Annotated in this window: 22 protein-coding genes; 15 read left to right on the forward strand and 7 right to left on the reverse strand. The window is 30.5% G+C overall.

Translation table 11 applies throughout. The features are described from left to right. Nucleotides 1–24 precede the first annotated feature (24 nt). Nucleotides 25–1,146 carry a GTP cyclohydrolase gene (locus H0I23_RS07285; RefSeq protein WP_216785795.1) on the forward strand — a complete coding sequence of 374 codons (1,122 nt, stop codon included), beginning with the start codon at nucleotides 25–27 and terminating at the stop codon, nucleotides 1,144–1,146. Between the two features lie 84 nt (nucleotides 1,147–1,230). Here the strand turns inward: H0I23_RS07285 and H0I23_RS07290 are convergent, their stop codons facing one another. The 3 genes from H0I23_RS07290 to H0I23_RS07300 form a co-directional block, all read right to left on the reverse strand. Then, the gene (locus H0I23_RS07290; protein WP_216785796.1) at nucleotides 1,231–2,490 is read right to left on the reverse strand and encodes an aminotransferase class I/II-fold pyridoxal phosphate-dependent enzyme; all 1,260 of its coding nucleotides are present in this window, start codon (nucleotides 2,488–2,490) and stop codon (nucleotides 1,231–1,233) included. Between the two features lie 122 nt (nucleotides 2,491–2,612). Beyond that, nucleotides 2,613–3,653, reverse strand: a complete 1,041-nt coding sequence (locus H0I23_RS07295) for a PLP-dependent cysteine synthase family protein (protein ID WP_216785797.1) — start codon at nucleotides 3,651–3,653, stop codon at nucleotides 2,613–2,615. An 86-nt stretch (nucleotides 3,654–3,739) separates the two neighbouring features. Next, complete coding sequence (locus H0I23_RS07300) at nucleotides 3,740–5,878, reverse strand: S9 family peptidase (protein ID WP_216785798.1); 2,139 nt, start codon at nucleotides 5,876–5,878, stop codon at nucleotides 3,740–3,742. 64 nt (nucleotides 5,879–5,942) lie between these two features. Here H0I23_RS07300 and H0I23_RS07305 point away from each other — a divergent pair, with 64 nt between their 5' ends. The 3 genes from H0I23_RS07305 to H0I23_RS07315 all read left to right on the forward strand — a co-directional run bounded on the left by H0I23_RS07305 (nucleotide 5,943) and on the right by H0I23_RS07315 (nucleotide 7,090). Next, entirely contained in the window at nucleotides 5,943–6,269 is a 327-nt protein-coding gene (locus H0I23_RS07305) for a YbaB/EbfC family nucleoid-associated protein (protein ID WP_216785799.1), read from the forward strand. Nucleotides 6,270–6,294: 25 nt separating this feature from the next. Continuing rightward, nucleotides 6,295–6,750 (forward strand): thioredoxin family protein, encoded by a 456-nt coding sequence (locus H0I23_RS07310; RefSeq protein ID WP_216785800.1) that lies wholly within the window; start codon nucleotides 6,295–6,297, stop codon nucleotides 6,748–6,750. An 88-nt stretch (nucleotides 6,751–6,838) separates the two neighbouring features. Next, nucleotides 6,839–7,090: a hypothetical protein gene (locus tag H0I23_RS07315; protein WP_216785801.1), complete on the forward strand. Its 252-nt coding sequence runs from the start codon at nucleotides 6,839–6,841 to the stop codon at nucleotides 7,088–7,090. 453 nt (nucleotides 7,091–7,543) lie between these two features. Here H0I23_RS07315 and H0I23_RS07320 read toward each other — a convergent pair whose 3' ends face one another. After that, nucleotides 7,544–8,644 carry an OmpA family protein gene (locus tag H0I23_RS07320; RefSeq protein ID WP_216785802.1) on the reverse strand — a complete coding sequence of 367 codons (1,101 nt, stop codon included), beginning with the start codon at nucleotides 8,642–8,644 and terminating at the stop codon, nucleotides 7,544–7,546. Nucleotides 8,645–8,865: 221 nt separating this feature from the next. Between H0I23_RS07320 and H0I23_RS07325 the strand changes: the two genes are divergently transcribed. Then, on the forward strand, nucleotides 8,866–9,189 hold the full coding sequence (locus H0I23_RS07325) for a YegP family protein (RefSeq protein ID WP_216785803.1): 324 nt from the start codon (nucleotides 8,866–8,868) through the stop codon (nucleotides 9,187–9,189). Here H0I23_RS07325 and H0I23_RS07330 read toward each other — a convergent pair whose 3' ends face one another. Continuing rightward, nucleotides 9,190–10,212 carry a low specificity L-threonine aldolase gene (locus tag H0I23_RS07330; RefSeq protein WP_216785804.1) on the reverse strand — a complete coding sequence of 341 codons (1,023 nt, stop codon included), beginning with the start codon at nucleotides 10,210–10,212 and terminating at the stop codon, nucleotides 9,190–9,192. Between the two features lie 395 nt (nucleotides 10,213–10,607). Between H0I23_RS07330 and H0I23_RS07335 the strand changes: the two genes are divergently transcribed. The 7 genes from H0I23_RS07335 to H0I23_RS07365 all read left to right on the forward strand — a co-directional run bounded on the left by H0I23_RS07335 (nucleotide 10,608) and on the right by H0I23_RS07365 (nucleotide 18,549). Next, entirely contained in the window at nucleotides 10,608–12,071 is a 1,464-nt protein-coding gene (locus tag H0I23_RS07335) for a circularly permuted type 2 ATP-grasp protein (RefSeq protein WP_216785805.1), read from the forward strand. A 6-nt stretch (nucleotides 12,072–12,077) separates the two neighbouring features. Further along, the gene (locus H0I23_RS07340) at nucleotides 12,078–13,025 is read left to right on the forward strand and encodes an alpha-E domain-containing protein (RefSeq protein WP_216785806.1); all 948 of its coding nucleotides are present in this window, start codon (nucleotides 12,078–12,080) and stop codon (nucleotides 13,023–13,025) included. A gap of 42 nt (nucleotides 13,026–13,067) precedes the next feature. Further along, nucleotides 13,068–13,919: a transglutaminase family protein gene (locus H0I23_RS07345; protein WP_254073666.1), complete on the forward strand. Its 852-nt coding sequence runs from the start codon at nucleotides 13,068–13,070 to the stop codon at nucleotides 13,917–13,919. Between the two features lie 65 nt (nucleotides 13,920–13,984). Further along, a protein-coding gene (prfB, locus tag H0I23_RS07350; RefSeq protein WP_216785807.1) for a peptide chain release factor 2 occupies nucleotides 13,985–15,089 on the forward strand; the annotation gives its coding sequence in 2 pieces (ribosomal slippage) (nucleotides 13,985–14,050 and nucleotides 14,052–15,089; 1,104 coding nt in all). Between the two features lie 23 nt (nucleotides 15,090–15,112). Then, a complete protein-coding gene (gene arsC, locus H0I23_RS07355) occupies nucleotides 15,113–15,454 on the forward strand; it encodes an arsenate reductase (glutaredoxin) (protein ID WP_216785808.1) in 342 nt (113 codons plus the stop codon). Nucleotides 15,455–15,570: 116 nt separating this feature from the next. After that, entirely contained in the window at nucleotides 15,571–16,053 is a 483-nt protein-coding gene (locus tag H0I23_RS07360) for a hypothetical protein (protein ID WP_216785809.1), read from the forward strand. 12 nt (nucleotides 16,054–16,065) lie between these two features. Beyond that, the gene (locus H0I23_RS07365; protein WP_216785810.1) at nucleotides 16,066–18,549 is read left to right on the forward strand and encodes an outer membrane beta-barrel family protein; all 2,484 of its coding nucleotides are present in this window, start codon (nucleotides 16,066–16,068) and stop codon (nucleotides 18,547–18,549) included. A gap of 102 nt (nucleotides 18,550–18,651) precedes the next feature. On the opposite strand, the gene H0I23_RS07370 is transcribed toward H0I23_RS07365, so the two are convergent. Next, nucleotides 18,652–18,825: a hypothetical protein gene (locus H0I23_RS07370; protein ID WP_215955753.1), complete on the reverse strand. Its 174-nt coding sequence runs from the start codon at nucleotides 18,823–18,825 to the stop codon at nucleotides 18,652–18,654. A gap of 144 nt (nucleotides 18,826–18,969) precedes the next feature. On the opposite strand from H0I23_RS07370, the gene fumC reads away from it, so the two are divergent. Continuing rightward, nucleotides 18,970–20,367 (forward strand): class II fumarate hydratase, encoded by a 1,398-nt coding sequence (gene fumC, locus H0I23_RS07375; protein ID WP_216785811.1) that lies wholly within the window; start codon nucleotides 18,970–18,972, stop codon nucleotides 20,365–20,367. Nucleotides 20,368–20,437: 70 nt separating this feature from the next. On the opposite strand, the gene H0I23_RS07380 is transcribed toward fumC, so the two are convergent. After that, nucleotides 20,438–21,325 carry a hypothetical protein gene (locus tag H0I23_RS07380; RefSeq protein ID WP_216785812.1) on the reverse strand — a complete coding sequence of 296 codons (888 nt, stop codon included), beginning with the start codon at nucleotides 21,323–21,325 and terminating at the stop codon, nucleotides 20,438–20,440. Between the two features lie 154 nt (nucleotides 21,326–21,479). Here H0I23_RS07380 and H0I23_RS07385 point away from each other — a divergent pair, with 154 nt between their 5' ends. Together H0I23_RS07385 and H0I23_RS07390 are read left to right on the forward strand one after the other, a co-directional pair. Further along, on the forward strand, nucleotides 21,480–21,944 hold the full coding sequence (locus H0I23_RS07385) for a GNAT family N-acetyltransferase (RefSeq protein ID WP_216785813.1): 465 nt from the start codon (nucleotides 21,480–21,482) through the stop codon (nucleotides 21,942–21,944). A 5-nt stretch (nucleotides 21,945–21,949) separates the two neighbouring features. Then, nucleotides 21,950–22,735: an MBL fold metallo-hydrolase gene (locus tag H0I23_RS07390; RefSeq protein ID WP_216785814.1), complete on the forward strand. Its 786-nt coding sequence runs from the start codon at nucleotides 21,950–21,952 to the stop codon at nucleotides 22,733–22,735. The last annotated feature ends 3 nt before the right edge of the window (nucleotides 22,736–22,738 follow it).

Raw genomic sequence — 22,738 nt, forward strand, 5'->3', positions numbered from 1 at the left:
ATTGAATCTTCAAAACAAAAATTCATGATTACTATTTCAAAAGTAAAATCTACAGCTGATTTAAAAAAGTTTGTAAAATTTCCTTTTACGCTATATAAAGATTCTCCTTATTGGGTTCCACCAATAATTGCAGATGAGCTAGAAACCTTTAATAAAGATAAAAACCCTGCTTTTAAAGATGCAGATGTCTCTTTATTTTTAGCCTATAAAGATAATGAGGTTGTTGGCCGTGTTGCCGCTATAGTAAATTGGATAGAAGTAAAACAACAAAAAGTGTCTAAAATGCGTTTTGGTTGGTTTGATTTTATTGATGACTTTAAAGTTTCTGAAGCTTTACTAGAAAAAGTTACTGAAATAGGAAATCAACAAAACTTAGATTACATGGAAGGCCCTGTTGGTTTTTCTAACTTAGATAAAGTTGGTGTACTAACGGAAGGTTTCGACCATATTGGAACGATGATTACTTGGTACAACCACGCATATTACGTTAATCATTATGAAAATTCAGGCTTTGTAAAAGAAAAAGAATACATGGAAAATAAGTTTCCATTTGCTAATGCAGATCCAAAATTTTATGCAAAAGCAAATGAACTTATAAAACGTAGATATAACTTAAGGCCTTTAAATTTCACAAAAACAAAAGACGTTATGCCTATGGCTGACAAAATGTTTGATTTATTTAACGAGTCATATGCTTCATTATCTTCATTTGTACCTATAACAGCTATTCAAAAAGCATATTTCAAAAAAAAATATATCAGTTTTATCAATCCTGAATATATAAAGTTTGTAGTAGATAAAGATGATAACTTAGTAGCATTCGGAATTGTAATGCCTTCTTTTTCTAACGCATTACAAAAAGCAAAAGGTAAATTATTCCCTACTGGTATTTTTCATTTATTAAAAGCAAAAAAGCACAGTAAAGAAGTTATTTTTTATTTAATTGGTGTACATCCTGATTATCAAAATAAAGGTGTTACAGCAATCATATTTAATGAGTATTATGAAACGTTTACAGCCAAGGGTGTAGAATCGTGTATTAGAACCCCTGAATTAGAAGAAAACATTGCTATTAAACAGCTTTGGAAGAACTTTAACCCTAAGGTGTATAAACGAAGAAGAACGTACAGGAAGAATTTAAAATAAGTTCTTAAATAACGATTGAATAAAAAAAATCCCAAACACTATAAAATAGTATTTGGGATTTTTTTTATTTTATAGAAAAGAAACTTACTCTCCCATTGCCGCTGATACAGCCGCAGATAATCTTTTATAAGTTCCATTCTCTAATCTTTCTCTAATAGAAGAAAAAGCAGTTAATGTTTCATCTACATCTTCTAATGTGTGTGTTGCTGTAGGTATTAATCGTAATAAAATTAATCCTTTAGGAATTACTGGATACACAACGATAGAACAGAAAACACCATGATTTTCTCTTAAATCTTTCACCAAGGCCATTGCCTCAGGTATACTACCATTTAAATAAACCGGAGTAACACAACTTGTTGTTGTACCTATATCAAATCCTTTTTCTTTAAGACCCGATTGTAATGCATTTACATTTTCCCATAACTTAGCTTTAAGTTCTGGTTGCGTACGCATCATATCTAAACGTTTTAATGCTCCTTTAACATAAACCATTGGTAATGATTTAGCGAACATTTGAGAACGTAAGTTATATTTTAAATAATCTATAATTCCTTGATCTGCAGCTACGAAAGCGCCGATACCTGCCATAGATTTAGCAAAAGTTGCTAAGTATACATCTATATCATCTTGCACACCTTGCTCTTCACCTGCTCCAGCACCAGTTTTACCTAATGTACCAAAACCGTGAGCATCATCTACTAATAATCTAAAGTTATATGTTTTCTTAAGAGCTACTATTTCTTTAAGAATACCTTGTTCTCCTCGCATTCCAAAAACACCTTCTGAAATTACTAAGATACCACCTCCAGTTTGCTCTGCCATTTTAGTAGCACGTTGTAAGTTTTTTTCTAAACTTTCTGGATTGTTGTGAGTAAATGTAAAACGTTTACCCATGTGCAAACGTACACCATCAATAATACATGCGTGACAATCTACATCATAAACAATGATATCATCTTTAGTTACCAAAGCATCGATTACCGACATAAAACCTTGGTATCCAAAATTTAATAAATAAGAGGCTTCTTTATTTGAAAAAGCTGCTAATTCATTTTCTAACTGCTCATGAAACTCTGTGTGCCCACTCATCATCCTAGCTCCCATAGGGTACGCTGCTCCATACTCTAAAGCTGCTTCTCCATCCACCTTTTTTATTTCTGGTAAATTGGCAAGACCTAAATAATCATTAATACTCCAAGTAAGAACTTCTTTACCTTGAAACATCATCCTATTAGAAATTGGCCCTTCTAACTTTGGGAATACAAAGTATCCTTCTGCTTGTGAAGCCCACTTACCTAGCGGTCCTTTATTCTCGATTATTCTTTCAAATAAATCTCTCATTTAAATAAAATTGAATTTGGGGCAAAAGTAAAGATTTTTAGATTGGATTCATAAAATTTATCATACAAAAAAAGCAATGACATAAAAATATCATTGCTTTAAATTATTATTAAATTTTTTATTTATTTAATAAACTGTATTTCTTGAGTAGATTCAACTGTTTTACTATCAAAAAAACCTTGGTCTTCCATCCATTTATCACTATAAACTTTACTCATGTAACGAGAACCGTGATCTGGGAATATAACTACAATATTACTGTCTTTAGTAAACTCGCCTTCTGCATTTAACTGCTTTACAGCTTGTAAAACTGCTCCACTTGTATAGCCAACAAATATACCCTCTGTTCTAGATATTTCTCTTGCGGTATGAGCACTTTCTTCATCCGTTACTTTTATAAACTTATCTATCGCATCAAAATCAGCAGAAGAAGGTATTAAGTTTTTACCTAATCCTTCTATGCGATATGGATAAATTTCATTCGGATCTACTTGTTTTGTTTCGTGATATTTTTTCAAAACAGAACCATAAGCATCAACAGCTATAACTTTAACGTTAGGGTTTTGTTCTTTTAAATACTGAGCTGTACCAGAAATAGTACCACCTGTACCACAACAAGCCACCAAATGAGTAATATGTCCATTCGTTTGCTTCCAAATTTCAGGACCCGTACTATTATAATGTGCTTTAGTATTTAATTTGTTGAAATACTGATTAATGTATATACTATTACTAGTTTCTTCGTGAAGTCTTTTCGCTACTTGGTAATACGATCTAGGATCTTCTGGTGCTACATGAGCAGGACAAACATAAACCTTTGCTCCCATTGAGCGAAGCATATCTATCTTATCTCTAGATGATTTAGAACTTACTGCTAAAATACATTCGTACCCTTTAATAATACTAACCATAGCAATACTAAAACCTGTATTACCTGATGTAGTTTCTATAATAGTACTTCCTTCTTTTAATATACCTTGGCGCTCTGCCTCTTCTATAATATAATTTGCTATTCTATCTTTTGAAGAGTGACCAGGGTTAAAAGCCTCAACCTTAGCATAAAAATTACCTGTAAACGACTCTGCAATTTTATTTAATTTTACTAAAGGTGTATTACCTATTAGTTCAAGTATGCTATTATGAGCGTTGATCTTATTTTCCATTGTTCGGATCTAAGTTAAACATAATGCCATGATTTTTTTTTGAATTAATCATAACAATACTTTGCAAATTTATTGAATTTTTTCGATTAATTCATTTTCTTTTCCAAATCGATTAAGAAAGCATATTCTTTTGCCACCTCTTTTAAGGCTTCAAACCTACCAGATGCGCCTCCATGACCTGCATCCATGTTAATGTCAAATAACAATAAATTAGTATCTGTTTTTAGGTCTCTAAGTTTTGCAACCCATTTAGCTGGCTCCCAATATTGTACTTGAGAATCATGTAAACCTGTAATAACTAACATGTTTGGATATTTCTTAGCTTCTACATTATCATACGGAGAATACGATTTCATATACTCGTAATATTCTTTATCGTTAGGGTTACCCCACTCATCATACTCCCCTGTTGTTAACGGAATAGTTTCATCTAACATTGTGGTAACAACATCAACAAATGGTACCGCTGAAATAACTCCGTTATATAATTCTGGGTTCATATTAACGATTGCCCCCATTAACAGGCCTCCTGCAGAGCCTCCTGAAGCATACAAATGATCTGCACTTGTATATTTTTTTTCAATTAAATATCTCGAGCAATCTATAAAATCAGAAAAAGTATTTCTTTTTTTAAGTAATTTACCGTCTTCATACCAATTACGTCCTAAATATTCACTACCTCTAACATGTGAGATTACATATATAAACCCGCGATCTAAAAGACTTAATCGTACTGTTGAAAAATAAGGATCTACAGTATAACCGTAAGAACCATATGCATATTGTAATAACGGACTACTGCCATCTAACTTTGTATTTTTATGGTAAACGATAGACATTGGTATTTTAACGCCATCTCTAGCTGTTGCCCAAATACGTTCTGATTTGTAATTGTCTTTATCAAATTTACCTCCTAAAACTTCTTGTTCTTTCTTTATCTCTTTTTCTTTAGTTAGCATATTAAAATCTATAACCGAACTTGGTGTTGTCATAGAGTTATAACTATACCTTAAAATGTTAGTATCAAAATCAGGATTTACACTAGCGTATGCTGTATATGTTTCATCTTTAAAGGGTAAAAAATAACTTTCGTTAGTATCCCATCTAGTGATTTTTATTTTACCTAAACCATTTTCTCTTTCAGATAAAACATAATAATCTTTAAAAATATCAATGTCTTCTAATAAAACATCTTCTCTATGCGGAATAAACTCCTTCCAATCTTTAGAAGATGTCTTATCTTCTGAAGTTATCATTAATTTAAAATTTTTAGCTTCATCTTTATTTGTTAACACATAAAAACTATCATTATAATGCGCTATTGAATATTCTAAACCACGTTCTCTTTCTGAAAATATCTTAAACTCACTATTAGGCTCTTCTGCATTTATATACCTGTACTCAGATGTTAATGTACTTGAAGATCCTATCATTATATATTTTTTCGATTTAGATTTAAATATATATACATTGAATGTTTCATCTTTTTCAAAAAAAACTACTTGATCATCTGTTACTGGAGTACCTAAAATATGCTTGTAAATTTTATCAGATCTTAATGTTACTGGATCTTTTTTAGTGTAAAAAAAAGTTTTATTATCGTTAGCCCAAACTGCGCTAGAAGTCGTTTTTTCAATAACATCAGAATATTTTTCACCTGTTATTAAATTTTTAATATTCAGAGTATATTCTCTTCTTGAAACAGTATCAACTCCATAAATAGCCATTGTATTATCTGGACTAATAGAAACGCCTCCTAAGCTATAATACTCATGCCCTTCTGCTAATATGTTACAATTGAACATTTCCTGTTCTATAGCTTCTGGCTTGTCTTCTGTTCTAGAATATATTGGATACTCTTTACCAGTTTCATAACGGGTAGAATACCAATACCCATTTAATTTATAAGGTACTGATGAATCATCTTCTTTTATGCGAGACTTCATTTCCTCAAAAAGACTCTTTTGAAAATCTACTGTATGCGCTGTAACTTTATCGTAATATGCTTTTTCTTCATTTAAATAAGAAATAACATCTGCATTTTCTCTGTCGTTTAACCAATAATAATTATCAATTCTAGAGTCCCCATGAATTTCTAGAGTTTTCGGCATCTTTTTTGCAACAGGACTATTATTTTGTGACATATCTTTTTTTTCACTTTTACAAGAAGCTGCAAAACTAAGACTTAAAAAAAAAATAACACCTTTTTTGATTGTAGATATCATATTTAGCTATATTATTTTTACAATTTATTAAATTTGAACGATTTATATACTTAAAATTACAATTATGTTTGGAGATATCATGGGAATGATGGGTAAATTAAAGGATACCCAAGAAAAAATAAAAGAAACTAAGGAGCGCTTGAATACCGTTTTAGTTGACGAAAAATCTACTGATGAAAAATTAAAAGTGACTTTAAATGCCAACAGGGTTATAAAAAGCATCACTATTGATGATTCGCTTTTAGAAGATAAAGAGCAATTAGAAGATTATTTAATTCTAGTATTAAATAAAGCTATTGAAAAAGCATCTAATGTTAATGATATAGAACTTTCTGCTGTTGCTAAAGAAGGTATGCCCAATATTCCAGGAATGGATTCGTTATTTAAATAAAAATTAGTGTAAATTTTTGAATGTTATGAAAAAAATAATCATACTACTTTTGTTTCCTTTACTAATGTCTGCTCAAGGAGATTTGATAGTGAAAAATGAAAGCAAATGGCTGACTGATTACGATGTTGCTGTAAAAAAAGCCACTAAAGAGGAAAAGAATATTTTAGTTTTTTTTACTGGTAGCGACTGGTGCCCTCCTTGTATTGCTCTAAAGAAAGATTTTTTCGAAACTACTAATTTTGATAATTACTCATCTGATTATATTTTACTATATATTGATATACCGCGTAATAGAGATTTACTAAGCGCTGATCAATTAAAGCATAATAAAGAACTTGCGGCTAAATATAACAAAAGAGGTAGTGTACCTATGTTAAAAGTTATTAATGAAAATGGAAACGAGCTTGGTGCTATGTCTGGCTATAGTATGAATGGTGAAATTCAATACCACACTAAGTTTTTAGACAAATATCTAAAATAAACGATTTTATTAAAAAAAAGGCCAATTTGATATTTTCAAATTGGCCTTTTTTTTTACTTAATTTTAAAATGTTTAAAAAAGCTAAGAGATGAAAATATATAGTATTCGATATGGAATTCTTTTAGTTTTAATTATAGCTTGTAGTGACCAAAAAAAAGAACTTAAAGAATACAGTATAAAAAACAATGATAGTTTAAACGTTTCTTTATCAATTTCTAAATTTGAAACCTTTGGTAATTTAATTGATAGAATAGATAAAATAAGTTGCAACGATAGCATATCTTTTGTGTGTATTAATGATAAACATACAAATAGACATATACCCTATCTCATATTGTGAACTTCCATTATTTTGCCCAAAATCAAAACAGTACATTACTTTTCAAAACGGTAAACCATATCATGATAATTATTACCACACCAAAAAACATAATTATAAGGAAGTAAATCTAGATTCTTTACCGTTCTATTAAAAGAAGATTTCTCACCTTACAGTTCTCATAAAACAACTAATAAGCCTGATAATTATACCGTAATCATTGAAGATAGTAGAAGTGAAAGTATAATTGAGGTCGAAAATTTTTTAAATAAATTATTAATAGAATATGATTTTTTAAATACAGATATTCCTATTAATATATTTTTTTGGGAAGAAGTAAAAACCAACGCTCTAACAGCAACACTGGCAGACTAAAGTTTATTAGATTAATAAACTTAATTTTAAGTTAAAAAAAGACAAAAAAAAAGCCCTTTGAATATTCAAAGGGCTTTTGAGTATTTTAAAAATATCTGATTAGTTGTTGATCAATCTAAACTCAGTTCTTCTATTTACAGAGTGTTCTCTTTCTGTACAAGAAACACCTTCTTTACATCTGTTTTTAATTTTAGTTTCACCGTAACCGTTAGCTACTAATAAACTAGAATTAACACCTTTTGTAATTAAATAATCAGCAACAGCTTGTGCTCTTCTTTCAGATAAACCTTTGTTAGAAGATGCAGTACCTCTTACATCAGTATGAGAAGCTAATTCAACTTTAACACCTGGGTTCTGAGATAATACAGGCATTAATCTATTATCAATAATATTTTTAGCTTCTGCAGTTAATGACGCACTACCTAAGTTCCAGTTTATTGGTAAAGCTTGATACTCAACTAAAGAACATTCAACTTCTTTCCAAGTTGTAAGACCACCTTTAGACTTTAAAACTTCTCTAGAGATTGTTTTAGTAACAGCTGGTATAGTAACCTCTGTTGTGTAAGCGTCTTTATCTAAAACTGTTTTAGTAATTTCTTTATACTCTGCAGGAATAATAGTTTCAACTACTGAAGCTGGAGATATAAGAACTCTTTTAGTATATGTAGCATCTCTAGATCCTAAAGCTGTTTTGCTAACTGATGCAGGAGTTGATAGTACTGAAGTAGAAATTGTTGTAAATTCAGCTGGGTATCCTTTGTAACACCAGTATCTACAATCATCTGGGTTACCAGAAGCACAGTCAGGAGCTGCAGCACCAAGTTCCCATTGAGCAAAAGCTGGCTTAATTTCAATCGTTTCTGATGCCGTTGTAAAAGATGCCGGACTTATAGATAATGTATTTCCACCTGCTTTAGATACATAAGAAATAGTTTCTGTTCCCCATTTTTCAGGAACAACAGATAATTTTTTTCCTGCTGCTTTAATCTCAACTCTTTCTGTAACTGTTTTAAATGTAGCTGGTACCGTTTTTAAAACACTATAAGCTGGCTTAAGCGTAATAGATACTGTTTCATTTACATAAACATCTGGTGTTGTACAACGAACATAACATTTACCAGCTTCTGGATTAGAAGGTAAATCTTGTGCGCTTACAAATGGTGCAGCTAAAACTGCCATAATAAATACTAATTTTTTCATTTCTAAAGTGTTTGTTAATTGTTCCTATTTTATTGTAGTACAAATTTATTTAATTGGTTAACCAAAGCTTATTGTTAAAGAAAACTAAATAAAATTTATCGCCAAAATGCATTAATACACCGATTAAAAACGTTAATAGTTAAATTAACAAGTATTTTCTTACTTAGTTAAGAATTATTTTATGAATAAATTTTGTTTAACTTTAGATATATTTAACATTTATGATAAAATTTCAAATTAAACAGGGTCATACATATTCATTCAAATTAAAGAGTGATAAAGGCTATACGTTATTAAAAAGTGTAAATTTTGAAAGCAAAGAAGAATTGAATCAAATTGCTAATAACCTAAATAATATATTACAAGAAAGAGCTCGATTTGAAAGAAAAACAAATCACAACGGAGATTTCACTTTTAGTTTAAAAGATGAAAATGGAAAGATATTAGGGAATTCTAAAAAATACAGCTCTGAAGCTGGTATGGAAAATGGAATTAAAAATCTTAAAAAAACAATAGATTTTAACGATTACAACAATACCTTATAATTATAGCGCATTTAAAATTTTTATAAATTGCTGATGCATATTTTCAGTATAATCTAAATGTGTAACAATACGAAGCTTCCCCTGCCCCATACCTATTATATGTACATTATTTTCTTCTAATTTTTTCAAAAATGATTCTGCGCTTAATTCTGCTTCATTTATTTCAAAAATAATTATGTTTGTTTCTATTGGTTCTACCTTTTTTATAAAAGATAAGTTTTTTAGCACCTCTCCCAATTCAAAAGCTCTTTTGTGGTCTTCTGCTAATCTATCAATATGGTTATCTAAAGCATAAATACCCGCTGCCGCTAAAAAACCAGCTTGTCTCATTCCTCCTCCTAAAACTTTTCTAACACGTAAAGCTTTATGCATTGTTTTTTTATCACCAACTAAAACAGAACCTACTGGGCATCCCAACCCTTTACTAAAGCAAATACTAATGGTATCAAAAATATTTCCATACTGTTTTGCTGTCTCATTTTTAGCAACTAAAGCGTTCCACAACCGAGCTCCATCCAAATGGTATTTTAAATTGTGATTCTCGCATACTGTTTTAATCCTTTTTAACTCTTCAAAATCCCAACATGCACCACCTCCTTTATTAGTTGTATTCTCTATACAAACTAATGATGTTAAAGGACTATGGTAAAAATCTGGCGGATTAATTGCTTCTTCTACTTGCATAGCTGTCATCATACCCCTATCTCCATCTACCAATCTACAAGATACTCCACTATTAAAACTAATACCTCCACCTTCATAATTATAAACATGCGCATACTTATCACATATTAACTGTTCTGCTGGTTGCGTATGTAATTTTATAGCTACTTGATTTGCCATGGTTCCGCTCGGAAAAAAAAGAGCAGCTTCTTTATTAAATAGTTTCGCTACTTTTTCTTCAAATAAATTGATTGTAGGGTCTTCCTTAAAAACATCATCTCCTACTTCAGCTTTCATCATTGCAGTCAACATTTCGGGTGTTGGCTTAGTAACCGTATCGCTTATCAAGTTTATTTTCATAATGCAACTTATAAATATGTAGTTCTCTACTTTAAAAGGTGGAATTTAAATAAAACAATTCACTCTACTTAGAGAACTACTCATTAATTTAAAAGTAGAAAATATTTTGAACCTCTTTTATTTCAAATAAATTTTAAAAAACGATTTTGATAAACAATTAAAGTTATAAATATCAAATTCATATTTACCCATTCTATTACACGGTATTTTATAATACTAATTACGATAAAAGCATTTTCATTAAAATTTATCGTCTTTTTCCTACTAAAAAATTATCGTATAAATAAAAAACAACATTAATTTTTATTTATACATTAAAATCATAAGGGTATTATTATCAAATAAAAACACCTGAAAGAAATGAAAATCAATAACTTAACTAAAAAATAATGTGTATGACAAATATCGAGAACAGTCTATTCACTTCTTACTTAAAAGACAGAGAATTATATGATGAAATTTTCAATGTTAACGGAAACGTAAAAGAAGTTTACCAAAAGTTATTTGACTTATATGGTGAACACTCTATTGATGATTATGTAAAACTAAATTCTAAAGCTAAATCTTCCTTTTTTAATCAAGGAATTACGTTTCAAGTTTATGGAGATAAAGAAACAAAAGAGAAAATATTCCCTTTCGATTTATTTCCTCGAATTATAGACCCAGTAGACTGGGAGATTATTGAAAAAGGATCTATACAACGCAGTAAAGCTCTAAACCTATTTTTATGGGATGTTTACCATGATAAAAATATTATCAAAGATGGTATCGTTCCAATGGATTTAATAAGCTCTTCTGCTAATTATTTACATCAAATGATTGGTTTAGATCCGCCTGGTGGAATTTATAATCATATTTCTGGAACCGATGTAATTAAACATAAAGATGGCAAGTATTATGTACTTGAAGATAATATAAGATGCCCTTCAGGCGTAAGTTATGTAATTTGTAATAGAACTGCTTTAAAAAAAGCTCTTTTTGGTGTTTTTAATCATTACCAAACGTACTCTGTAACAAATTATGCAGAAAACTTATTAGATCTTTTAGAAACTGTCAAACCTAATGGTGTAGACGTTCCTAATACTGTAGTTATTACTCCCGGAATGTTTAATTCTGCTTTTTACGAGCATTCATATTTAGCTAAAACAATGGGTGTTGAATTAGTAGAAGGACGGGACCTTTTCGTGGAAAACGATTTTGTTTATATGAAAACAATTAAAGGACCTCAGAAAGTAGATATTATATATAGAAGAATAGATGATCCTTTTTTAGACCCGTTAGAATTTAAATCTGATTCATCATTAGGTGTACCTGGTTTATTTGCTGCTTATAAAAAAGGAAATGTAACACTTGCCAATGCCCCTGGCACAGGAGTTGCCGACGACAAAGCCATATATACATATATGCCTGAAATTATTAAGTATTACTTAAAAGAAGAACCTATTTTAAGTAATGTACACACCTACCATTGTTCTAGACCTGACGAGCTTGCTTATGTACTTGAACACATACATGAGTTAGTTATTAAGCCTGTGGATGAGGCTGGTGGTTATGGTATATCAATAGGTAATAAATTAACGAAAAAAGAGATTGAAACTGTAAAATCTCAAATTAAAGAAAATCCTAGAAAATATGTTGCGCAGCCGATTATGTCGCTATCTGTACACCCAACATATATAGATGAAAGCGAATCATTTGAACAACGTCATGTCGATCTTAGAGTTTTTACTGTTTTAGGAAAAGATAAAGAGTTTGTCTTAAAAGGAGGCCTAACCCGAGTAGCATTACAAAAAGGAAATTTAATTGTTAATTCATCTCAAGGAGGTGGCTCGAAAGATACTTGGGTTTTAAAAAAATAATATACTATGCTAGCAAGAGTCGCTAATAATCTATTTTGGATGGGACGTTATATAGAAAGGTCTGAACATATAGCACGCTACCTTAACGTTAATTATTTTTCTTCATTAGATGCTCCTAATAAATTATCGCAATCAAGGCAATTTGTTTTAAGGTCAATGTTATATATGGTTGGAGATCCAGAAATGGATGATTCAGCTATTTTAGAAGAAAAAGATATTTTCTATAAAATTGCACTAGATCCAAACTCAAGTTATTCTATTTTAAATAATGTAAAAAATGCACGAGAGAATGCAAATAGTGCTCGTGATCTTATATCTACAGAATTATATGAATCTATAAATAAGTTTTACCATTTTGTATTGGATTACGAATCTGAGGTATTTTTAAAGAAAGGATTGTATGATTTTACCGTTAATGTAACCGAAATGACATCTATATTAAGAGGGAAAATACGAGGTACATTATTACACGATTCTGTATATGCAATTATTTTAATGGGAATAAACCTAGAAAGAGCAACACAGGTAACTAGAATTATAAATACAAAATACAATGATGCTTTAATTGCACAAGGTAGTTACGGTGACAAGTTCAGTAAAAGCTTCGAATGGACAACTTTATTAAAATGTGCCGAATCTTATGATATGATGAGAAGGTTATACAAAAAAGCACCAACCAGTATTTCAACATTAGAGTTTTTAATTTTAAATCCTTATTGTCCCAGGTCAATAATGAATTGTTTAAATCAAGTGTGCGCACATGTCAAAATTTTAGATAAAAATAAAGACTATAATAAAAATTCGACAGCATTTTTAGTTGGCAGAGTACAGGCGGAGTTTGAATTTAAACATATTGAAGAAATAGAAACCAATATTCAAACTTTCATTGAAAACATATTGGTAAGCCTGTCTGAAATAAGTATTAAAATGGAAAAAGAATTTTTTGATTTTTAAACTTTTAAACCAACTCAACTTCACTATTTTTTACAATCTATTATGCAAGAATATTCAATTACATACAAAACAGAAAATCATTATGAAAATAATGCTGATGATGCGCATTGGCAATTTTTAATAATTCCTGAAGAGAATGAAAGTCAAGAGTTTGTAGAGATAAAGTTTAGTAATTCGTTAAATGTATTAAATCAATTTTCAATTAATGGTTATGGGTTTAAAACAATTCGAGTAAACCCTAAACAGAAATTTAATTTTATATCGTTTGAAGGAAATTTTAAGGTTATAAAAAAAGAGATAAATCCTTTCGTCTCCGACTTCTCTCAAAGTATAACTTCTGATTATCAATTAATTAAAAGTCATAGCTTCAAAATAGATTATGATTTATATCTAAGAGAAACCTCGCTAACTACCCTACCTCGAGAGAACAATAAAGATTATATTTTTGATGAAAATATTCCAATTTTTGACAATCTTCAAAATTTAAACAAATGGGTTTTTGATATACTTACGTTTAAAACTAATGTAACAGATGTAGATACTGTTTTAGATGAAATTATCACTTCGAAAACAGGAGTTTGCCAAGACTACACCCATTTATTTTGTGCCCTGTCTCGTATAAATGGTATTGCCACAAGGTACGTATCAGGGTATATTAACCAAGGAAATGGTTATTTTGGAGATTCACAAATGCATGCTTGGGCCGAAGCTTATGTACCTAATTTTGGTTGGTTAGGTTTCGATCCGACAAATAATTTATTAGCACTAACAAGCCACATAAAAGTATGCGACGGAAAAGATTACAATGATTGTTCACCTCTTAAAGGCATTGTATATGCCTTAGGAGAAAATAAAACTTCTTACACAGTACAAGTTAGTAGTCAGCAACAATAATATTTTAAATTTTTACGGTTACTTTCTTTAAAAAGAATCCTATTTTTGTTTAAAATATATTTATAATGACAGTTACTACAGACCTTTATAAAGGTCTTTTAGATCGCCTTGGTGCGTTAAGGAGGTATCTTTGACGTTGATGCGAAGCTTATCGAAATTGAAAACGAGCAAGAGAAAACGTTAGCTCCTGATTTTTGGGATAATGCCCAAAAAGCACAAGAGCATATGAAGTTTATTCAATCTAAAAAAAAATGGGTTGATAGCTACCATAATGCCGAAAATTTAATCACTGATTTAGAAGTTCTTATTGAGTTTCAAAAAGAAGGAGATGTTTCTCCTGAAGAGGTTGAAAAACACTACGAAAAAACACTTGAAACCGTTGAAAACTTAGAGTTCAAAAACATGCTTTCTGATGAAGGTGATGAGCTTTCTGCTATTTTACAAATTACAGCTGGTGCAGGTGGTACCGAAAGTTGTGATTGGGCTGCCATGCTTATGCGTATGTATATGATGTGGAGTGAAAAAAATGGGTATAAAGTTAAAGAATTGAATTACCAAGAAGGCGATGTTGCTGGTATTAAAACAGTTACTTTAGAAATTGAAGGAGATTTCTCTTTTGGTTGGCTTAAAGGTGAAAATGGCGTACATAGGTTGGTTCGTATTTCTCCTTTTGATAGTAACGCAAAAAGACACACATCTTTTGCTTCTGTATACGTTTACCCTATGGTTGATGATAGTATAGAAATAGATATAAACCCTGCTGATATTGATATTACTACAGCTCGATCTAGTGGTGCTGGAGGACAAAATGTAAATAAAGTAGAAACAAAGGTTCAATTAACCCACAAACCTTCTGGAATTCAAATTTCATGTTCTGATTCTAGATCTCAACATGATAATAGAGCTACTGCATTAAAAATGCTAAAATCTCAGCTTTATGAAATAGAATTACGGAAAAAGATGGAAGCACGACAAGAAATAGAATCTTCGAAAATGAAGATTGAATGGGGCTCTCAGATTCGTAATTATGTTATGCACCCCTACAAATTGGTTAAAGATGTTCGTACTGCCACCGAAACAGGTAATGTTGATGCTGTTATGGATGGCAACATCGATAAGTTTTTAAAAGCTTATTTAATGATGATGGGCCAAAAAGAAAATGAAGAATAAATTCAAATTATAAGTTTTATAATATGATAAAAATTTACCATAACCCAAGATGCCAAAAATCGAGAGAAACTTTGGCCATTATTGAAGCGGCTAATAAAGATTTTGAAATTGTTAAGTATTTAGAAAATATACCTACAAAAAAAGAGCTTCAAAATATTTTAAGTCTACTTGCTATACCTGCTATAGATTTAGTCAGAAAAAATGAAGCTGTTTGGAAAGAACTTTATAAAGATAAAACTCTTTCTGAAGATGAAGTTATAAATGCTATGCTTGAAAACCCTAAGTTAATAGAAAGGCCCATTGTTATTAATAATGGTAAAGCTATAATTGGTCGGCCTCCGAGTAGTGTAAAACCCATATTGTAATTTTATAAATTATTTTTTTAGTTTGGTTTAATTCTTGATAATTTATTTTAACAAATTTTTAACCAAATCCATTTAAACCTTTTATTCGTTTTATCATCCTATAAAAATTATGAGTCATGAAAATATCTAAAAAACATTTAATCGCAGTTATCATATTTATTTCAGTATTTACTGAAATACAAGCTCAATATGGCAACGGTTATGGAAACGGATACGGTAATAGTGGTGGTTATGGAGGAAGACAAAGAAGCTCTATTCCTCAAGCAGAATCTGCACCGGAAAAGCCAGAACCACTTACTGCAGAACAAATTGTGGATAGTGAAATGCCCAATATTACTGAAGCTTTAGGTTTAAACCCTTTTGAAGAAGCTATTGTTAGAACTACGCTAACAAAATCTATTCAGAAAAGAATTGAACTACAAATTTTAAAATTGACTCCTGAAAAAACAAGAGAAGCTATTGAAAAAATTGGAAAAGAGCAAGATGAAGAATTAAAATCTGCTTTACCTGAAGATAAGTATGAAGCTTTTGTTGAGCTTCAAAAAAATCGTTTCAAAGAGAAAAAGAAAAAAAATAAAAAGAAGAAGAAAAAAGATTAACCAAAACTGATTATGAAAAAAATATTGCCTTTTATTTTATTATTTGCGAGTGTAACTTTACTCGCTCAACGAGAAAATAATCAAGAACAAATTAAAATAACAGGTACTGTTGTAGAGCAAGGTACTGGGCAGCCTTTAGAGTATGCTACCCTAGTTTTACAAAGCGTAGATGATTTTTCGAAAGTAAACGGAGGTATTACTGATCAAAATGGTAAATATGAGGTTAAAACCACTCCTGGGAATTATAATATAAGTATAGAATATATAGGCTACAAACCTTATAAAAACCCAAATCAAAGTCTTACTTCAAGTATAAATTTAGGTATTATAAAGCTTTCTCCTGATGTTTCTCAATTAGAAGGTGTTGAAGTAGTTGGTGAGAAAACGACTGTTGAGGTTAGACTTGATAAAAAAGTATATAACATTGGGAAAGACCTTACAAATAGCGGTGCCAATGTTAGTGATGCCTTAAACAATGTACCATCTGTAACTGTTGATGTAGATGGAGCAATAAGTCTAAGAGGTAATGAAAATGTTCGAATTCTTATAAACGGAAAACCATCTGCTATGGCTGGTTTTGGCTCTACTGATGCTTTAAGACAATTACCTGCTGATGCAATAGAAAAAGTTGAGGTTATCACCAGTCCATCTGCTCGTTATGATGCTGAAGGTACTGCCGGTATATTAAATATAGTTCTGAAAAAAGAAAAAACATTAGGTTTTAATGGCTCTGTAAATACCACATTAGGTTATCCTGAAGCTAGTCAGATAAGTAGTAACTTAAACTTAAGAACCGATAAATTTAATATTTTTAATACGTTAGGCTATTCTTACCGTACTCCACCAGGTAATGCTTATTTTGATAACACGTATACCACTGGTGATTTTGATAGAATTATTGAAGACAGAGAGTTGTTTAGAGAAGATAAAGCCTTTAATGCAAACTTAGGGCTTGAATATTTTATCACTGAAAAGTCTTCAATAACAGCAAGTATATTTGGCCGTATTTCAGATGAATCAGATATTACTGAGAACAATAACTCTAGATTTATAAATGACATTCTTGAAAATCAAACTTTTCGTAAAGAGAGTAAAGGTGAGGATGATAAAAGTTACCAACTTTCTTTAAATTACACCAATGATTTTAATGATGATGGTCACAAATTAACTAGTGATTTTCAATATTCTTACGATGTAGAAGATATACTAACAACCATACTTGAAAACAACACAATACCAAATACAGATTTAGTTGCTAGTGAAAATATTTACGAGAACGAAATTCAGAAAGAATATTTATTTCAAGTAGATTATGTGCTTCCAATGGGTGAAGCTCAATTTGAAGCTGGTTATAGAGGTAATTTTGAACAAAGTATAACAGATTATCAATTAGACACTTTAAATCAAGGTTCTAATCAATTTGAAACAAACCTAGAGTTGACAAATAGATTTACATATGATGAAAATGTAAATGCTCTTTATACTCAATACGGTAATAAACTTGGTAAATTCTCATTTTTACTAGGCCTTAGACTTGAAAACACACAACTAAAAGGTAGTGTAAACTCAGAAAGCGATGCTGAAGCTTTAGAAGAAATTTTAGGAGAAGAAATTGATTTAAATTTTGATAAAAATTATTTAGGCCTCTTCCCTACCGTCAATTTTATTTTTGAATTAAACGAAAAAGAAAACATATCATTAGGTTATAATAGAAGAATAAACAGACCAAGAGGATTTTTTATAAATCCTTTTCCTTCAAGATCGAGTAGAACAAATGTTTTTCAAGGAAACCCAGACTTAGACCCTGCTTATGCTAATGCTTTTGATTTAGGATATTTAAAAAGATGGAAAAAGTTGACACTAACTTCATCTATCTACTATCAAAAGGAAACGAATTCTTTTGAACGTATTCAAGAGCCAACTGGTGAAGTTACTTCTGATGGTATATCTATCATTAGAACCCTACCTATTAACCTATCTACAAACGAACGAATTGGTGCTGAACTTGGTTTATTATATAACCCTGCAAAATGGCTTCGATTAAACGGTAGCTTTAACTTTTTTCAATTCGAAACAGATGGTATATATAATGAAGTAGATTATGGAGCTAAAAACACAAGTTGGTTTGCTAGATTTAGTTCTAAAGTAAGCTTACCATCAAATATAGATTGGCAAACAAATTTATTTTACAGAGGACCTTCTGAAAATTCACAAACAGAAAGTAAAAGTATGACTTTTGTTACTTTAGCTTTTAGTAAAGATGTATTTGGTGATAACGGTACTTTATCTTTTAATGTTAGTGATGTATTTAATTCTGCAAAAAGAAGATCTTTTACAGATACAGATACATTTACATCTGACAGTGAGTTTCAATGGAGGGAAAGACAATTTACTTTAGGTTTTATGTACAGATTTAATCAACCTAAAGGAAAAGGAAACTCTAAACAAAAAGGAGGAAAAGGAAATGATGATGGTGACGGAGAAGGTGAATTTTAAATTCACTTTTATATAAATACTACTACAAAACAAAAAAGAAGCCAAATGGCTTCTTTTTTTATTTCTATAAAAAATTAATTAAGTAAAATAATTAATCTTTTCTTATTCTTTTAATTTTGCTTTTTTAGCATCACGCTTTTCTTTCAAAACTTCTAATATAGAACCTCCTACCCAGTAAGGTATTACAAAAGTCAATAAAAAAATCATTAACCAGAATCCGATTAATAAAATAGTTCCAAAAGCAAGAAAACCTAAATATTGGTCAAAGTCAAACATGATAGTAAATTTTGTTATTGCAAAGATACTTTGAAATTGATGAAAAGTACAAATGAAATTTAAAAAATTTACATAAAATAATTAAAGACAGCTTAAAAAAAACTACAATGCAATATATTTGTAGTACACATAAATAAATTACTTATGAGTTTTAGAATAGAAAAAGACACGATGGGCAATGTAGAAGTTCCATCTGATAAATATTGGGGAGCACAAACAGAGCGTTCTCGTAATAATTTTAAAATTGGTGCTGCTGCATCTATGCCATTAGATGTTGTTTACGGATTTGCGTATTTAAAAAAAGCAGCTGCATATACTAATGCAGAACTGGGAGTATTAAGTACAGAAAAAAGAGACCTTATTGCTAAGGTTTGTGATGAAATTTTAACTGGGCAACATGATGACCAATTTCCTTTAGTAATCTGGCAAACTGGTTCTGGTACTCAAAGTAATATGAATGTTAATGAAGTTGTAGCTAATAGAGCTCACGAATTAGCAGGAAAAGTAATCGGAGAAGGTGAAAAAACAATTCAACCGAATGATGATGTGAACAAATCACAATCATCTAACGATACTTTCCCTACTGGTATGCATATTGCTGCATATAAGAAAATTGTAGAAGTAACAATTCCTGGTGTTAAGCAATTAAGAAATACGCTTCATAAAAAAGCTACTGATTTTAAAAACGTAGTTAAAATAGGACGTACACATTTAATGGATGCTACTCCCCTAACCTTAGGTCAGGAGTTTTCTGGTTATGTATCCCAATTGGATCATGGAATAAAAGCATTAGAAAATACTTTACCACACCTTTCTGAGCTTGCCCTTGGAGGTACTGCTGTCGGTACAGGTTTAAATACTCCTGAAGGTTATGATGTATTAGTTGCTGCATACATTGCAAAATTTACAGGATTGCCATTTATAACGGCTGAAAATAAGTTTGAAGCCTTAGCAGCACATGATGCTATCGTTGAAAGCCATGGTGCATTAAAGCAATTAGCTGTTTCATTAAATAAAATAGCAAATGACATTAGAATGATGGCTTCTGGACCACGTTCGGGTATTGGAGAAATAATTATTCCAGCAAACGAACCTGGTAGCTCTATTATGCCTGGTAAAGTAAACCCTACGCAATGTGAAGCATTAACTATGGTGTGTGCTCAAGTAATGGGTAATGATGTTGCTATTAGCGTTGGTGGTACTCAAGGCCATTATGAGCTAAATGTTTTTAAACCTATGATGGCTGCTAACATTTTACAATCTGCTGAATTATTAGGAGATTCTTGTGTGAGTTTTGAAGAAAATTGTGCTGCTGGTATAGAGCCTAATAAAGAAGTTATCAAACAACTTTTAAATAACTCTTTAATGCTTGTTACTGCTTTAAATACTAAAATTGGGTATTACAAAGCTGCTGAAATTGCTAATACAGCTCACAAAAACGGAACTACATTAAAAGAAGAAGCTGTTAATTTAGGATATGTTACTGCCGAAGATTATGACGAATGGGTGAAACCTGAAGATATGGTTGGTAGTCTAAAATAGAAAAGTTAAAAAAAAAGAAAGGGGCAATCTTTAAAAGATTAGCCCCTTTTTTGTTAATGGATAGTGTGTACTATTTTAAAGCGAACTTACTAGTTCCTAATAATTTTAATTTACTGTCATATACATTTACCATGTAATTTCCTTTTTGGAAATCTCCTGCTGGCTTACTAATGTAATCACATACATCTAAAGCTTTATTTTCGTAATAGAATGCTGTTGCTTTACTATACGTTACTGAAGCACCAGAATCTGATGATTTAGAATAACTCTCACCTAAAACATTACCTTGAGGGTCTAAAACTTCAATATAAAATTCTTGATCACCTGCTTGTGCAATTGCATTGTTTGTTAAAGTAAAACATACTTTAAATTTATCTGTAGCACCTGCTCTTGATGTAGAAACTAATTTACCATTGTTACGCTCTTTTACAGCATCAACTGATAGTTTAGATATGTTTAAAGCTGATCCTCTCTCAACAGCATCTGATAATTGTGTGTTTTGTACTACTAATGAATCATTAAAAACGGTTTGCTTTTCTAACTCAACATAAGTACTATCTCTTTGCATTACTAACATACCGTTAGAACGTGTTAAAGAGTCTACTTTTCTAATTAACTGCTGTCTTTCTTTTGTTAATATACTAACTTGTCTTCTATATTTACCTAATGAAGAAATATCTAACTTCATAGTTTTTACAGAATCAATATATTTTGCAATATTATCTCTTGCACTTACTAATTCTTCATTAGTAGCATTACTTTCTAAGATAGCTTTATCGTATTCTGATCTTAAACTAGTTAAATCTTCTACTACTAATTCTTTCTCTTTATTTAAATTCAAAGTTGTATCCTGCTTTTCTTTATAAAGACTAACAGTATAAAACACCAATGCTACCAACAATAAAAGTAACAGACCTGCTATTACTTTTAACCCATTATTACTTTTAGTTTCTGCCATAATTTTAAAAAATTAAATGTTCTTTTTAGCTTGCTTCAAAATGAAGCTGTTTGTTTGTATCAGAAATATATACGTTTTTTTTTAACATTTAGATTTTTTAGGGATTTTTTCGCTAAACTAATTACTAACTTTAGTATTCAAATACTACAAAATTATGCCTGTAGAAATCATCTCTTTTAAACCTGAACACGCTAAGTCTTTCAAAGACTTGAACATAGCTTGGCTTGAAAAGTATTTTTATGTTGAAAAAAAAGATATAGAACTACTTGACGGCTGTGAAAAAAATATTTTAGATAAAGGTGGTTATATTTATTTTGCGGCCTATAATAATCAAATTGTTGGGTGTTTTGCTTTTATCCAAAAAGAAGAAAATGTTTACGAACTCGGAAAAATGGCTGTAGATTTTAAATTTCAAGGTTTAAAAATTGGTCAAAATCTTTTAAAATTTGCCATTGATTATGCTAAAAAAAGTAATTGGAGTAAAATTATTTTGTATTCGAGTACCAAACTAGAGCACGCTCTATATCTTTATAAAAAATTTGGATTTACAGTTATTGAACTTGAGAATAATCCTGAATATTTACGAAGTGATTTAAAAATGGAACTACTACTAAATTAAAGAAAATGAAAAAATTAATCTATTTTACTATTTTTTGCAGTGTATTGATAAGCTGTAAAGACAATAAAAAAAAGGAAACTACGGATAATATACCTCTAGAAATAATGGAAGACAAAAGTCCTGAATTAAAAGTAATTCCGATTTTACATGCTGCAACAGTATTAGAATGGGGTGAAAAAACCATTTATATAGATCCTTACGGAGGAGCTGAAGGTTTTGACGATCAAAAATCACCAGATTTAATTTTAATAACAGATATACATGGTGACCATATGGATGTTAATACTTTAGACTCTTTAGCTATTTCTAATGTAAAAATTATAGCACCGCAAGCTGTTGCTGATCAATTACCTGAAATATACAAGGCACAAACTGAAATACTGAACAATGGTGACTTTAAAGATGTTATGGGAATAAACATCGAAGCCATACCTATGTATAATTTGCGCGAAGAAGCTTTAAAGTTTCATGAAAAAGGAAGAGGAAACGGGTATGTTTTAACTTTAGGTGATAAAAGAGTTTACTTTTCTGGAGATACTGAAGATATTCCTGAAATGCGTGCTTTAAAAAATATTGACAAAGCTTTCATTTGCATGAACTTACCTTATACTATGACAGAGGAAAGTGCTGCTAGCGCTGTTTTAGAGTTTAAACCTAAACAAGTATATCCTTACCATTATAGAGGTAAACCAGATGTAAGTGATGTTGTTAAATTTAAAAACTTAGTTAATGAAGGCAATCGAGAAATTGAAGTTATTCAATTAGATTGGTACCCGAATATAGATTATTAAAAA

This window comes from Cellulophaga sp. HaHaR_3_176, from assembly GCF_019021925.1.
Classification (GTDB): domain Bacteria; phylum Bacteroidota; class Bacteroidia; order Flavobacteriales; family Flavobacteriaceae; genus Cellulophaga.

What these genes read in the sequence shown, in the direction of transcription:
- H0I23_RS07380 (WP_216785812.1), bottom strand. Translation starts at nt 21,325, where the DNA reads ATGGCAGAAACTAAAAGTAATAATGGGTTAAAAGTAATAGCAGGTCTG.
- H0I23_RS07360 (WP_216785809.1), top strand. Translation starts at nt 15,571, where the DNA reads ATGAAAATATCTAAAAAACATTTAATCGCAGTTATCATATTTATTTCA.
- H0I23_RS07390 (WP_216785814.1), top strand. Translation starts at nt 21,950, where the DNA reads ATGAAAAAATTAATCTATTTTACTATTTTTTGCAGTGTATTGATAAGC.
- H0I23_RS07305 (WP_216785799.1), top strand. Translation starts at nt 5,943, where the DNA reads ATGTTTGGAGATATCATGGGAATGATGGGTAAATTAAAGGATACCCAA.
- H0I23_RS07300 (WP_216785798.1), bottom strand. Translation starts at nt 5,878, where the DNA reads ATGATATCTACAATCAAAAAAGGTGTTATTTTTTTTTTAAGTCTTAGT.
- H0I23_RS07335 (WP_216785805.1), top strand. Translation starts at nt 10,608, where the DNA reads ATGACAAATATCGAGAACAGTCTATTCACTTCTTACTTAAAAGACAGA.
- H0I23_RS07310 (WP_216785800.1), top strand. Translation starts at nt 6,295, where the DNA reads ATGAAAAAAATAATCATACTACTTTTGTTTCCTTTACTAATGTCTGCT.
- H0I23_RS07330 (WP_216785804.1), bottom strand. Translation starts at nt 10,212, where the DNA reads ATGAAAATAAACTTGATAAGCGATACGGTTACTAAGCCAACACCCGAA.
- H0I23_RS07370 (WP_215955753.1), bottom strand. Translation starts at nt 18,825, where the DNA reads ATGTTTGACTTTGACCAATATTTAGGTTTTCTTGCTTTTGGAACTATT.
- H0I23_RS07345 (WP_254073666.1), top strand. Translation starts at nt 13,068, where the DNA reads ATGCAAGAATATTCAATTACATACAAAACAGAAAATCATTATGAAAAT.
- H0I23_RS07365 (WP_216785810.1), top strand. Translation starts at nt 16,066, where the DNA reads ATGAAAAAAATATTGCCTTTTATTTTATTATTTGCGAGTGTAACTTTA.
- H0I23_RS07285 (WP_216785795.1), top strand. Translation starts at nt 25, where the DNA reads ATGATTACTATTTCAAAAGTAAAATCTACAGCTGATTTAAAAAAGTTT.
- arsC (WP_216785808.1), top strand. Translation starts at nt 15,113, where the DNA reads ATGATAAAAATTTACCATAACCCAAGATGCCAAAAATCGAGAGAAACT.
- H0I23_RS07295 (WP_216785797.1), bottom strand. Translation starts at nt 3,653, where the DNA reads ATGGAAAATAAGATCAACGCTCATAATAGCATACTTGAACTAATAGGT.
- fumC (WP_216785811.1), top strand. Translation starts at nt 18,970, where the DNA reads ATGAGTTTTAGAATAGAAAAAGACACGATGGGCAATGTAGAAGTTCCA.
- H0I23_RS07340 (WP_216785806.1), top strand. Translation starts at nt 12,078, where the DNA reads ATGCTAGCAAGAGTCGCTAATAATCTATTTTGGATGGGACGTTATATA.
- H0I23_RS07290 (WP_216785796.1), bottom strand. Translation starts at nt 2,490, where the DNA reads ATGAGAGATTTATTTGAAAGAATAATCGAGAATAAAGGACCGCTAGGT.
- H0I23_RS07315 (WP_216785801.1), top strand. Translation starts at nt 6,839, where the DNA reads ATGAAAATATATAGTATTCGATATGGAATTCTTTTAGTTTTAATTATA.
- H0I23_RS07320 (WP_216785802.1), bottom strand. Translation starts at nt 8,644, where the DNA reads ATGAAAAAATTAGTATTTATTATGGCAGTTTTAGCTGCACCATTTGTA.
- H0I23_RS07325 (WP_216785803.1), top strand. Translation starts at nt 8,866, where the DNA reads ATGATAAAATTTCAAATTAAACAGGGTCATACATATTCATTCAAATTA.
- H0I23_RS07385 (WP_216785813.1), top strand. Translation starts at nt 21,480, where the DNA reads ATGCCTGTAGAAATCATCTCTTTTAAACCTGAACACGCTAAGTCTTTC.